General features: G+C 44.1%; 9 protein-coding genes and 2 pseudogenes. 3 read left to right on the forward strand and 8 right to left on the reverse strand.

Annotated features, from left to right (window positions below):
* Nucleotides 1-61 precede the first annotated feature (61 nt).
* Nucleotides 62-1090: a beta-N-acetylhexosaminidase gene (gene nagZ / locus K0H59_RS12000; protein ID WP_220053263.1), complete on the reverse strand. Its 1029-nt coding sequence runs from the start codon at nucleotides 1088-1090 to the stop codon at nucleotides 62-64.
* Between the two features lie 384 nt (nucleotides 1091-1474).
* Here nagZ and K0H59_RS12005 point away from each other — a divergent pair, with 384 nt between their 5' ends.
* A complete protein-coding gene (locus K0H59_RS12005; RefSeq protein ID WP_220053264.1) occupies nucleotides 1475-2851 on the forward strand; it encodes an L-serine ammonia-lyase in 1377 nt (458 codons plus the stop codon).
* 111 nt (nucleotides 2852-2962) lie between these two features.
* On the opposite strand, the gene K0H59_RS12010 is transcribed toward K0H59_RS12005, so the two are convergent.
* On the reverse strand, nucleotides 2963-3535 hold the full coding sequence (locus K0H59_RS12010) for a hypothetical protein (RefSeq protein WP_258405838.1): 573 nt from the start codon (nucleotides 3533-3535) through the stop codon (nucleotides 2963-2965).
* Nucleotides 3493-3702, reverse strand: a complete 210-nt coding sequence (locus K0H59_RS21280; protein ID WP_258405839.1) for a hypothetical protein — start codon at nucleotides 3700-3702, stop codon at nucleotides 3493-3495. The genes K0H59_RS12010 and K0H59_RS21280 overlap by 43 nt, the downstream gene beginning before the upstream one ends.
* Before the next feature lie 611 nt (nucleotides 3703-4313).
* On the opposite strand from K0H59_RS21280, the pseudogene K0H59_RS12015 reads away from it, so the two are divergent.
* Together K0H59_RS12015 and K0H59_RS12020 are read left to right on the forward strand one after the other, a co-directional pair.
* Nucleotides 4314-5360 (forward strand): annotated as a pseudogene (locus tag K0H59_RS12015) (IS3 family transposase).
* Between the two features lie 9 nt (nucleotides 5361-5369).
* A pseudogene (locus K0H59_RS12020) lies at nucleotides 5370-5867 on the forward strand (IS5 family transposase); the annotation flags it as partial.
* A 224-nt stretch (nucleotides 5868-6091) separates the two neighbouring features.
* Here K0H59_RS12020 and K0H59_RS12025 read toward each other — a convergent pair.
* From K0H59_RS12025 to K0H59_RS12045, 5 genes are all read right to left on the reverse strand, one after another.
* Nucleotides 6092-7453, reverse strand: a complete 1362-nt coding sequence (locus K0H59_RS12025; RefSeq protein ID WP_088211631.1) for an McrC family protein — start codon at nucleotides 7451-7453, stop codon at nucleotides 6092-6094.
* Nucleotides 7453-9657 (reverse strand): AAA family ATPase, encoded by a 2205-nt coding sequence (locus K0H59_RS21285; RefSeq protein WP_258405840.1) that lies wholly within the window; start codon nucleotides 9655-9657, stop codon nucleotides 7453-7455. The genes K0H59_RS12025 and K0H59_RS21285 overlap by 1 nt, the downstream gene beginning before the upstream one ends.
* Nucleotides 9658-9710: 53 nt before the next feature.
* The gene (locus K0H59_RS12035; protein WP_088211629.1) at nucleotides 9711-10397 is read right to left on the reverse strand and encodes a hypothetical protein; all 687 of its coding nucleotides are present in this window, start codon (nucleotides 10395-10397) and stop codon (nucleotides 9711-9713) included.
* Between the two features lie 21 nt (nucleotides 10398-10418).
* The gene (locus K0H59_RS12040; protein WP_258405925.1) at nucleotides 10419-11387 is read right to left on the reverse strand and encodes a YafY family protein; all 969 of its coding nucleotides are present in this window, start codon (nucleotides 11385-11387) and stop codon (nucleotides 10419-10421) included.
* An 89-nt stretch (nucleotides 11388-11476) separates the two neighbouring features.
* Entirely contained in the window at nucleotides 11477-12433 is a 957-nt protein-coding gene (locus K0H59_RS12045) for a hypothetical protein (RefSeq protein WP_220053266.1), read from the reverse strand.
* Nucleotides 12434-12548 lie beyond the last annotated feature (115 nt).

The raw sequence follows: 12548 nt of genomic DNA on the forward strand, positions 1-12548 counted from the left end.
TGCCAAACACGGCGCATGCCACTAACCCTAGCAAATATTCATTGCAGAACCTTGCGCTACATCAAACTTTTGCCTGTTGTGCGAGCTGGATTTGCTCAGCCAGCTGCTTAGCATTTTCCCAACGGCTAGCGTTTTCTAATGCGATAGCCGTTTGCGCCGCATTGGGTTTGAGTAAACTTGCCGGATGTTGTGGCGCAGCGGCTGGCCACACAAAGCCATTTAGCAGTGACATGACGCCCGGATTATCGTTACAGACCAAAATCATATCGCAGCCCGCATCCAACGCAGCTTGGGCGCGGCCTAAATAATCCCCCGCAAAGGAAGCGCCCTTCATACCTAGGTCGTCGGAGAAAATCACCCCGTTAAAGCCCAGCTCTTGGCGTAGGATCTGCTTTAACCAATAAGTTGAAAAGCCCGCAGGATTGGGGTCAACTTTAGAGTAAATCACATGGGCTGGCATAATGCCCGATAATTTACCTTTAGCAATCAACTCTTTAAACGGCAAAATATCTTGATTAAAAATCGCTTCAGCTTCACGTTCATCGATAGGTTGCGCGATATGGGAGTCCGCTGCAACACTGCCATGCCCCGGGAAATGTTTACCCACAGCGCCCATGCCCGCCTCGGCCATGCCCTCAATAAAACTCTGGGCTAAGGCAATCACTTCATCGGGCTTTGCGCTAAAACTACGTTTGCCAATGACTTGACTGATACCGTTAAGATCGAGCACTGGCGCAAAGCTTAAGTCGATGTCACAGGCGAGTAATTCGATGGCCATTAAAAAGCCTAATTCACAGGCCCAACGTTTAGCGAGAAGCATATCGCCCTTAGCCGCCGGCAAAATATCCCCCATGGCCGGAATCAAGGTAAATCCATCACGGAAACGCTGTACTCGCCCGCCCTCATGGTCGACGGCAATCAAAATCTCGGGACGAATTTGGCGGATCTGATGCACTAAGCGAATTAACTGCTCACGGCTGGCAAAATTGCGGGAAAACAGGATCAAACCACCGACCTGTGGATGGCGCAGCATCTCGGCTTCTGCTTCGCTAACATCTAAAGACAGCAGATCCAACATTAGATAACTCATATTTCTCCCTAAAAATTCTTATTCATACTCAAAAAATAACCATAGCGATACTGGCCACTGGGTTCACAAAAATCCCCGAAAAGCGAGCCATTCGCCGTCACACTTTGCCACAAAGCGATTATCTTGCCGATTAATTCGACATTCACCACAAGCTAATTAAGCTCAGCTTATCCGAAGTCTTTCTAATCAAAAAAACTAATGTGAATCTTGATACTAAACTGTGGGATACTGACCTTAAACGTATCACACAAGCACATTTTGTGTGGTAGATGGGTGCAGTTTGCCAGAGTTTACGACATAAAAACCAGCGTATTGGCGCGGTAACTGCAAAGATCTTCCACGCACAGACTAAAATAAAAATCGAGACACAACAGGACTTCAATCATGATTAGCGTATTCGATATGTTCAAGATCGGCATTGGCCCTTCGAGTTCACACACTGTTGGCCCAATGAAAGCGGGCAAAATTTTTATGCAGCACCTTGCTGATGCGGGCCAGATTGCCCAAGTGGATGAATTAAGAGCCGAACTCTTTGGATCACTCGGTCAAACAGGTAAAGGCCACGGCACGGGTAAAGCCGTTATTTTAGGCTTAATGGGTGAAGATCCTGAAACCGTCGACACCGACAGCATCGATGGTATTCTTGAGCAAGTATCTAAAAATGAGACCCTCACCCTCAGCTGCGGCAAAGTAGTCAAGTTTACCCGTGAAGACGGCATTACCTACCACAGACGTAAAACGCTCCCCGCCCATGCTAACGCCATGACGCTGTATGCCTACAGCAAAGGCGAATGTATTTTTGAGCGCACTTATTACTCTGTCGGTGGTGGATTTATCTTAGACGAAGATGAAATCCATCAACGCAATGCCTCTCCAGCATCACAAATTGAATCAGCACCTTACGATTTTAATAGCAGCGCCCAATTACTGGATTTATGTACCGAGCATGGCCTGAGCATTTCTTCCCTGATGATGGCCAACGAGCTTAGCCTCGCTAGCGAAGAAGAAGTCAAAGCCAAGCTGTGGAATATCTGGCAAACCATGAAAACCTGTATCGAACGAGGTTATCAGAAGGAAGGTATTCTGCCTGGCGGCTTAAAACTGCGTCGCCGCGCACCAGCACTCTATCGTCGCCTCAAAGCCGAAGGCCGTAACAACGTCGATCCGTTAACCGCAATGGATTGGGTCGATTTATTCGCCCTCTCGGTCAACGAGCAAAACGCTGCTGGCGATCGCGTGGTCACCGCACCGACAAACGGCGCCGCGGGCATTATTCCTGCTGTGCTGTGTTACTACGATACCTTCGTGCAAGAAGTCGATATCGATGTTTGCGCCCGTTACCTGTTAACCGCCGCTGCGATTGGTATTTTGTACAAGAAAAATGCCTCGATTTCGGGCGCAGAAGTCGGTTGTCAGGGCGAAGTTGGCGTAGCCTGCTCAATGGCGGCTGGCGCATTGACCGAGATCATGGGCGGCACTGTCGAACATGTTGAAAACGCGGCCGAAATTGGCATGGAACATAACTTAGGCCTGACCTGCGATCCGGTTGGCGGCCTAGTACAAGTCCCTTGTATTGAACGTAATGCGATGGGCGCAATCAAGGCCATTAACGCATCACGCATGGCGCTACGCGGCGACGGTAACCACAAGGTATCACTGGATAAAGTGATTAAAACCATGATGGATACAGGTAAAGATATGCGCAGCAAATACAAAGAAACCGCCAAAGGCGGCCTCGCTGTTAACATTGTAGAGTGTTAATCCACTCAAGCTTGTAATCTACTTAAAGTGTTTAACACTGTCATGCCGCGCTTAACCGTTTAAATAAAATGATTAAGCGCGGCATTTTTTATCGGTAAACAGGTACAACGTTTAGTTCATCGCCTTCATTGACGAACTCGCATATTGGGGAATCACTCCCGCCCATGTTTTTTCAATTTCAGGAATAAGCTGCGAAAACGCTTGTTTTTCAGTCTCTCGGCGTAAATCATCGACTGCATCTGAGGTGCTCCATACCGACGCATTTCGACTCTCCTTTGCCGTCGACTCCGCTAATCCATACAAATATTCGGCGCGAACATCAAACAGAGCCGCCGATACGGTTGTCGTCACACTGACTTCTTTATTTTTTAACAGCCCTAGAGAAATCACATTTAATGGCGCAAATTGCTGCTCACCTGCATGGAAAGAGGTATCGAAAGTATAAATCAGTAAGATATCTGCCTTGAGCCTTGCTGCGGCCTCCCGCAGTGATTTAATGGAGTCTAACTGCTCGGGCAATAAAATACGGTTTAACGGTGCAATCCCTGCCACCTGCGGCATTTTGGCTAGCTGAACAAAATCGGCTTCGGTTTCAACTTCACGGGTAGTAACGACACTGTAACGGCCTGTGCCAAAACTGCTTAAACGATAGGATGCATATCCCGGCGCTTGAATACGTGCCACAGCAATATGCGCGGGAAATGTTGCCCCGCTTGTACTGACATCAGCGCATTAATATCCGACTCCGCCAAACTACCAATAGCCACACTGCCGCCAGGCGTAGTATAGGAAGCGCAACCTCCTAGCATCATAATCAAACTCAAAAATGCCGCTAATTTAAACTTTCTCATCATAACTCCTTTATCTGTGACGCTCTTTTGCAATCCACACTTAATCTAAATATCTAGATCCTGTGCAACTAACTTACTGGTGATAAATACTTTTTACAATCTTACCTTGCATTAATAATCTGATCGGTGACAGTGATTTTTAGAGAGGTATTACGAGCTAGGTCATTACCTTGTTAAGATTGGCGAGTGAGAGATAAAACTACTTAATCGGAAAGATGAAATACTGATGATACATTCGCTAGTCTGTCACTTTAAAACTACGTTCAGCTTCAGTGGGTAGCGCGCCAACTTGGTCACAATCACACCACTATGGTCAAGAAGCACTATGGCAAGTGGATACCTAAAGACTCGCAAAGAATGGCAAGTCGTATATCTGAAATGATGGGCTTTAATGCGGACATAAGCGGACATAAGCGGACATAAGCGGACATAAGCGGACATAAGCGGACATAAGCGGACATAAGCGGACATAAGCGGACATAAGCGGACATAAGCGGACAGGAAAACACAGATTTTGCCCAGAAGCAACAATGGGAACCAGTAAGATACTGAATCGCCGCCGATTTTCTAGACACCTTTTAGTTAGATAAACTAACCCAAAAGAGGTGTCTATGAACCATAAACGTTATCCCGAAGAATTTAAAATCGAAGCCGTTAAGCAAGTTACCGTTGCTGGCCATTCTGTTGCTGATGTTGCTCAGCGGTTAGGAACAACCACCCACAGTCTTTATGCCTGGATTAAACGCTACGGCCCCGATTCAGAAGAACATTTGCAAAAGTCTGAAGAGTCCGCTGAGATTCGACGGCTACAGAAAGAGCTCAAACGTGTCACTGAAGAACGTGACTTGTTAAAAAAAGCCGCGGCGTACTTCGCAAGCCACCCCGAGTAAGATACACCTTTATTCAAGAGCATCACCACAGCCATTCGACAACTTTGTCAGCTGTTTGATGTTCATCCGAGCGGGTATTACGCATGGAGACTAAGCCCTAAATCAAAGCGGCAGAAGGATAATGAACGGCTTACTGGGCAGCTTAAGCAGAGTTGGCTCGAATCTGGTGGAGTTTATGGATATCGGAAACTGCGTGCTCGGGGCGGTGAACAGCATGTAGTGACGCCAAATCGTTTAGAGCGACAATTTAATCCATCGGCTCCCAATTTGGCTTGGGTAACGGATATTACCTACATCAAAACTCATGAAGGTTGGTTATATCTCGGTGCAGTGATGGGCTTATTTTCTCGTCGGATTATCGGGTGGTCGATGGGCAGCAGAATAACCAAAGAACTGGCATTAGACGCGCTTTTAATGGCGGTGTGGCGCCGTAAGCCTACAGGTAAAGTTAGTCCATTCAGACTAGGGAAGCCAATATCTAATCATGACTGGAGTGAATTTCTGACCGCGCATGGATTAGAAGGCTGCATGAGTCGACGTGGTTATTGCCATAATAATGCAGTGGCTGAGAGTTTCTTTCAGCTGTTAAAGCGTGAGCGGTTCAAGCGGAAAATCTATTCGACAAGAGAAGCGACTAAAAGTGATATTTTTAATTATATCGAGATGTTTTATAACCCTAAACAGCAGCATAGTTCCAATCATGGCTTATCACCGTTAGAGTATGAACGTCAGTATTTTAATGAGGCTCAAAATTGTCTAGTGAAATAGTGGCGATTCAAACGCCGAGTGTGGCGTAAGCTACACATTGCCGTTGATACACATACTCACGAGATCATTGGTGCAGAACTCAGCTTATCAAATGTGACCGACGCTGAAGTCATGCCGAGTTTGCTCAAACAACCCCATCGAAAAATCCGTAATATCTCAGGTGATGGTGCTTACGACACGAGAGCCTTTCACGATGCCGTCCGTAGAAAATGCGCTTTAGTACTCATTCCACCGAGGGAAGGTGCCGCCCTCTGGGAACCAGGACATCCACGTAACTTAGCTGTCAGTTGGCAACAACTTCATGGTTCAAATAAACAGTGGAAGAAGCGCTATGGGTATCATCGTCGGTCAATCTCAGAAACGGCCATGTACAGGGTGAAGCAACTACTAGGTGGCAGATTAAGCTTGCGAAATTATAACGGTCAGGTAGGAGAAACTTACGCGATGATAAGGGCGTTGAACAAGCTCACAGGGCTAGGTATGCCAGAAACTCACTATGTAGTTTGATATTTGAACAATTATGAGGGGCTTTGTTTGCTGAGTCGATTTAGGAAACAAAGCCTCTGACGACCTCAACTATGCGCTTTAAAGGCATGAAAACAGGCTTTCGTCTTTGCTATCTAGCAAAATCTGACAAATAAACTTAATTAACTTGATGAGGTGAAGGCTAGTGTAAGCCTTCACCATTTTATCTCAAGAAGTTCGATTATGCACACCTGCAGCCATTAGCTTCATCGTATATTATCAAAGCTACTGTTTGCTATGAATGCTGTTGCCACCTGTTGATGTATTCTTGGTAGATGCAGCTTGCCCAGTTTTTCATTAATTTCGAATGGAACAAGCCATAATCTTAAAGTCTCTCCATTTGAGCTTGATGAATGGTAAAGAAGTGGTAACTGCACGGCTTTGCTGAATCCAAATTGCATTGGGTAAATCAAATACATATCTCCACTGCCATTTAAGTAAGTATGCCCATAGGCGAACATTTGATAGAGATCTGCCGTCGAAACACCATATTTAGCAGAAACGTTATTCTCTTTCTGATCGAGAATCTTCCACTTAGTATCTAGAACAAAACAAGCTTCAGTAGTATCAATGACGATGTCTGGCTTTAAACGAAACCAATTTGCTGAATCATGAGTAACTAACCAGTGAGAGCGAGCTTGCGCAGTCATTTTGCAGGTGGGGAGCAATTGGCGTTTAAGCTCAGCTGCGACATACGCTTCAAACACTGCTTCCATGGGAAAGAGCAACGAAAAGGCTTGCTGTGTTCCCAGCATTGACTGCGGCGATAGTCCATCGATAATGATTTTCGCCCAGGCTAATGGCACTTCATAAGTGTGCATACTGCGATCTGAGCGAACATTTTCAAAATCGTTAACATAGTCGCGGCTAGGTGGAACAGCATCAAAAGAAAAACGAAGCTCCTTAATTAGTCGCTGGTGACTGGCTAGCCGAGAATACTTAGCGACTATCGTTAGCGCACTGTGGATTAATCGGTTTTCAGCCCTATCGACAGAGAACTCATCAAAATCTACCGCAAATCGTTGGCGGTTAACTAGGTTATAGCGAAGTTGACGAGTGACACTTAATTTTCCTTTTAGAAATAATAAGTTGTCTTGACGTCCTCGATAATCACTTCGTAAACCACGTTTTACCAAAACACTAACGGCGGTCAAAAATTGGCTTATAAAAAGCTCCATAAGGGGCATTTTCTGCGTTTTGATATTAGCTTGGTTGGTTTGTAGATGTCGAAATCCTTTAAGACGTTTTAACATCCATAGCAAGGTCATACGCCCCTGTTCTGACGTATAACACTCTGTTTGCTTACCAATTTTGGGTAAAATTTCGATTTGAGTACCATCAGGAGTAATGACAACACCCGCGAAATTTTGCGCCTGGAGTACTTCTCGCTGATGTTGAATTCGCAGCTTAAAGGCTGCTTGCGCAGCCTCTTTTGATAAACATAACTGTTTTATGTACTCAAACGCTTGTATCGAAATTTGGCGAAAACGTTCCTGTCCATTGCTGGGTAACTCAACACACAAAAAATCAAACTCAAAGACACTAATTAGTTTGCCATCACTAACCATCAAAGAGTCCCTGCGTTTTGTGGTTCGTAAATAGCAATATAGGCAGCCGGCTGTCTCCAACAATTCCCTTCACTTTGAAGCTGATAACTTGTACTCGTATCTAAATCAAAATCAGTGTCATAACCAAACAACTTGTCTAGTTCAACTGACTTAGTTATGACGAACGCTAAATCTTGATTCACCTTTTGATTATCACCAAGAACTAAACGAATCTTTTGCCAATCGTCAAAAAAGTATTCTTGCAGTAACGGAATAATTTTATTTTTGAATGCAGAAATAAGTAGTTCGAAAGCTCTGTCTTGATCTTCATCTTTCGCGGCCTCAAAAGCGGGGAAGAAAAATCCATGACCCAGCGTGTGCTCACGATCGTATAGGACACTAATACGTTCATTTATCGTGGTGAGAATACGCGATAGATCAATACCATTAATGAGGGGATGCCCTGCAATTTTAGATGGTTGTGGCATCAGTTCTTTAAAATCAAAGCGGCGACGTAATGCGGTATCCATCAATGCTAACGAGCGATCTGCAGTATTCATGGTACCAATAAGGTAGAGGTTATCAGGAACTGAAAATGGCATTTGCGAGCATTGTAAGGTTACCTGTAGTGCTTCAGTTTGATTGTGGCCGCTACGCTTAGATGGTTCTATCAAGGTTATCAATTCACCAAAAATCTTGGAAATGTTGCCACGGTTAATTTCGTCGATAATCAGCACGTAATTTTGAGTTTGTTGCTGTAATTGTGTCTGTTTTAGTGCTACACCATATGAATTCAGGTGCTCCAAGACATCAGCAACACTGAGCCGTGAGAGTGGATAACAAGTGGAGAGGTTAAAACTGGTATTGCCGTTTAGCTCCTTAAACTCGACAGATATATCTGTTGCTAACCAAGTTATATTTCTCTGATGTCTAAAATCTGAACGAGTAGGTACAGCCGATTCAACATATTGATAGTCCCCCGTCACGACACCAACAGCGCCAACGGACGTCTTGCTATCAATACACAGTACTAGGTCACCAACCTGCATCTGTTGGCTGAAATAATAGAGGGAGTTTTTCGCATTTTTCCCTAACGATTGATGGTAAGAATTTTCCTCACCTCCAGTAAGATCACCCGTATTTCCCCAGCCAATGGCCCCTATCCCGTTGGCTAAGCAGTAATCTTTGGTACTATTTTTTTGCGCACTTTCAATTGAAAGCTTCCAAACCTGGCCAGATTTATTAATTTCATTATTGATGGTATAACGACTTGCTTGGGCATCTTCACAGATTTCTCTAAAGATGCCTTTCTTCACAAAGTAACGAATGACATCTGGATTCTCTTCGTCACTCAGCGCACTTAACCCTTCAACAAAATCCTCGTAACCATAGCTCTGGTGAAATGTGACAAAACGAATACGCTTCTCTTTAACCAGTTGATTGTATTTATCCTTCAACTCTGTCCTAGAACTCCAATTAAATTCAGGTTCAGCAATGGCGACAGCGGACTCAATGGTAGAATAGGTTTTGCCTGTTCCTGGAGGGCCAAAGAGGATTTGGTTTAACGGAGCGATGGGAGCACTATCGAGATAATCATCGCCATTATCAAACTGCTCACTACTTATCTTTCCTTCCAGTTCATCAGCCTTTCGCCATAGCTCCATACCGTATTCCAACGGTGTTTTGTTCCCTCGTGACTGTAACAACTTAGTGTAAGCAGTTGAGTGAGTTAACGGTCTTTCATCAAGTAACACATTAAATTTTTTCAGCTTATAAATAGGTAGAACTAAAGGAGCATTATGATCTTGATAAATAAACGCCAATTTCCATTTTAGAACTTGCTCAAAATCCAGTAACTCAATTTTTTCGAGTTCTGCGTGCTTAGCAGCTTGAATAACCAACAGTATTTTCGATTTGATGTTAGAAAATGCCTGTTCTGCCGATGAACCATACTTTCGCTTCCATGAATATACATCGTCAGAATCAATAAATTCTCGAATCCCTTTCGGCTCAGATTTACGTTTATAAATGCCAAATTTAGAAGCATCACCACCTTTGATCGAGCCTAAATAACGACCAACACCGAACTCAATCCAATACGCAAATGTGTTTTGATCATCTACGGAGGTATACTCTTCGAGGCTCAATGACTCTAAACGTTCAACGGGCCATTCGTGAATAAATTGCTCTAAAAATTGTTGACGCTCTTGATTACTAATACTCATGTAACTTAATTTCCTTTCCTTGAAATAAACTGGAGAGCTTAAATTTCTGCTTACTAAAATAACTCTTTAGTCATTTCTAATCCCAAACGTATTTTGCAGGATGTGACTTCGCCATTTGCAGCCCAATGGTCACTAGGGAATTGCCCGGAATTGATAACCTTGCCTGATTCGTTAGTCACATGGATCACACCATTCCAATGTGACAATCTTGGAGTTTCCTCGCTTGGGTCTAATAACAACAGCTTTGTGATAATTGACCCCGAGTCATCACTGTCAACGAACTCGTAACCAACGACAAGAGCCCAATGCGCACCACCTCCCTGCCAGTCGATCCAAATGAGTACAGGTTTATCATCATCAATAGCATCGGCAGTTCTATGCGCTAGTTCCTTGGTACTTTTTGCTTTAAGTGGCTCAATATTAATCTGTGAATAGGGAGAGCTCTTGAAATAGTTGCCTAAACGAACCAAATCATCCTCATCAGTACCATCTCGAACCATCGCGTTAAATTCATATAAACAATTCATGAACTTACCAATTCGAGTTCGCCCATCTAATCGAGCTAAACTAGTTACTTCGTCACGAGTTACAGCACCTTGATAAATCAACCCCATCAATACGCTGTATGGTCCGCAGGCTCCGTCCATATCCCCTTGTCTTAGTGCGACTTCCTCATTATCTGTTGTTTTCACACCTTGAAAGCTAAGCTCAAGACGGTCAAGTATCCTTATTTGTTTCATAACAACTTCCTTTATTACACACTAGCTAGAATAGTGAGCCAAGGCTTCTGACAGCTGACGCTTAATTCCCTCTCTTAATGACTTAGGCTCAAGCATCTCAACATTGGCAGCGTGCGACATAATCCACCAGCGCAGTTGCCAGCTATCAATAACAGTGGCGGTTAACAAACACCATTCATCATCGATTTTGCTAAGCTGCATATCGTCGCTTAACGGTTGTTCTTCAAGGTGATCGGCTTGCTGCGCCTTCACTTTGGCTTTAAAGGTTATTAAACCCGCAGAACCTTCACTGGTGAATTGCATGCCACCAGTATCGAGATAGGCTTGCAGGTTAAAATCTCGTTTGGGGTTCGCTTCGCCATAAAGCTCAGCAGCTAGCATACGATGCATGGCAAACCGGCGCACATCTGTATGCTTCCCAACTGTTGCGAGCAGATACAGCGCTTGGCCTCGCAGCACTAATGCTAAAGGAGCCAGTTGATAAGATTTAGGCTCAGACTGGTGAATGGGTTGATAACTCACTTCAAGCTGTTGTTCGCGTAACACTGCATTTTGTACTCGCTCCAACACCTGTTCATCAATAGCGGGTGGCGAGCAGGAAAGGTCTGGCTCAATACTGGCAAATTTTTGCGACCAATTAGCCAATGTTTTTGACTTCGACAGCGTACTTGAAGCTAGCGTAAATTGCGACTCTAGTTCCTTAAATAACAACTTAGGTAGCAACGACGTCAACGAGCTTTGTACCAGTAGCAGTGAAATACTGTCTGAAAATGAGAGCCCAGCCATCAGCTCAGTACGACTATCACGTTGCCAATACCAGCGCACCTGATGGCCGTCTCTATCGCATTGCAGAGGGAAAATATCTGCCAAAAATGCAAGATCACGTTGAATAGTGCGCTGCGTCTGGTTTACGCCCTCAGACGCCAAATAATCGCGAAGCTCTTCGGTTGTCTTACGTTCTGCAGTCCTTGAGAGATATTTCAAGATCATCCATTGACGATGGACTGTATTCACCGTTTTACTTGGGCACTTTAAAACATCCTTGTTCGTCATCTATCGTTCTCTGTGTCCAAATTTTCTTATATTGGCGTTATCAAAGCCAATTTCCCAAAACATTGCAAGTATTCAGCTTTAGTATGTGAACAACCTATCAAGCCATCGCTCGGATACAACTCGTCAAAATAACGCACTAAAGCTTCTCCCTCACGCATGCTGAAGAGAGTTCTACTACAGAGAAATAAAAACGCTTCGGGCATAATATGACGCATCAGCTCGAATAGAAACCAAGGGTCAGCATTACGCAGGTATAACTCTTGCACATAACGTTGAAAATAGGGCTCAAAGTAGTCATATGATGCCGGAAAACATAATGGCACTGTTGCCAAAGCTCGGAGAAGAGGACTTTTGGGGTAGTACTCATTTAGCACTGTCGCCGCCATAAATAATTCTGCAAAGTAACAATCAAACTTTCGGTCTCTTTTAGTTCTGAACCCAGCTTTGCCTTGTGCCAGATCATTTTCTAGTGCTGCAGAAGAGAACCAATCTGCCTCCTGCCAACGACGCTTGTCACCTCGAAAACGGCGGTTAAGCCTTTCACATCGACGGAGGTATTGATCCAACACTGTTTCAGCGGCAGTGATCAATGCTGCAGGGTTGGCATCACTTCCAGCAAAGGTACCATTCTGTATATGACGCTTTAGCGAGATATTATCTTCTAAAAATAAAGTGTACAGTCGCTGTAGTAACGGCTGGGAAAATTTGAAGCATGAGGCCGAATAGATTATGTCTTTTTTCAACCATGCCGCTAAGCCCTGTAAGGGTTTTGACCACGAGATTACAAACAGCCGCATTAACAGAAGGCTGTCAAAGTACTCGTTTTCAAACTCTTGCGATCTCCAGTCATAAATAGCCGAAAAATCATCACTTTCTTGGATAAAAATTATCGGATTATGAGAGGTTAACTCCAAACCATCCCACCCCTTAACAAAATCATTAAAAACGTAATTGAACAGCTCATCCCAATACTGACTCATCATAGCGTTTACCCCTAAATGCCAAATGATGCTGCAACTAAAGCAACATCCTGAGCAATATGATGCTAGCTTTAACGTCAAATGGTGTCGTCAATATCAATTCAAAAGATAAAATTTT

Origin of the sequence: Shewanella sp. FJAT-51649, from assembly GCF_019457435.1 — a bacterium.
In the GTDB taxonomy this organism is placed as follows: Bacteria; Pseudomonadota; Gammaproteobacteria; order Enterobacterales; family Shewanellaceae; genus Shewanella; species Shewanella mangrovisoli.

What these genes read in the sequence shown, in the direction of transcription:
- nagZ (WP_220053263.1), bottom strand. Translation starts at nt 1,090, where the DNA reads ATGAGTTATCTAATGTTGGATCTGCTGTCTTTAGATGTTAGCGAAGCA.
- K0H59_RS12005 (WP_220053264.1), top strand. Translation starts at nt 1,475, where the DNA reads ATGATTAGCGTATTCGATATGTTCAAGATCGGCATTGGCCCTTCGAGT.
- K0H59_RS21280 (WP_258405839.1), bottom strand. Translation starts at nt 3,702, where the DNA reads ATGAGAAAGTTTAAATTAGCGGCATTTTTGAGTTTGATTATGATGCTA.
- K0H59_RS12025 (WP_088211631.1), bottom strand. Translation starts at nt 7,453, where the DNA reads ATGGTTAGTGATGGCAAACTAATTAGTGTCTTTGAGTTTGATTTTTTG.
- K0H59_RS21285 (WP_258405840.1), bottom strand. Translation starts at nt 9,657, where the DNA reads ATGAGTATTAGTAATCAAGAGCGTCAACAATTTTTAGAGCAATTTATT.
- K0H59_RS12035 (WP_088211629.1), bottom strand. Translation starts at nt 10,397, where the DNA reads ATGAAACAAATAAGGATACTTGACCGTCTTGAGCTTAGCTTTCAAGGT.
- K0H59_RS12040 (WP_258405925.1), bottom strand. Translation starts at nt 11,387, where the DNA reads ATGATCTTGAAATATCTCTCAAGGACTGCAGAACGTAAGACAACCGAA.
- K0H59_RS12045 (WP_220053266.1), bottom strand. Translation starts at nt 12,433, where the DNA reads ATGATGAGTCAGTATTGGGATGAGCTGTTCAATTACGTTTTTAATGAT.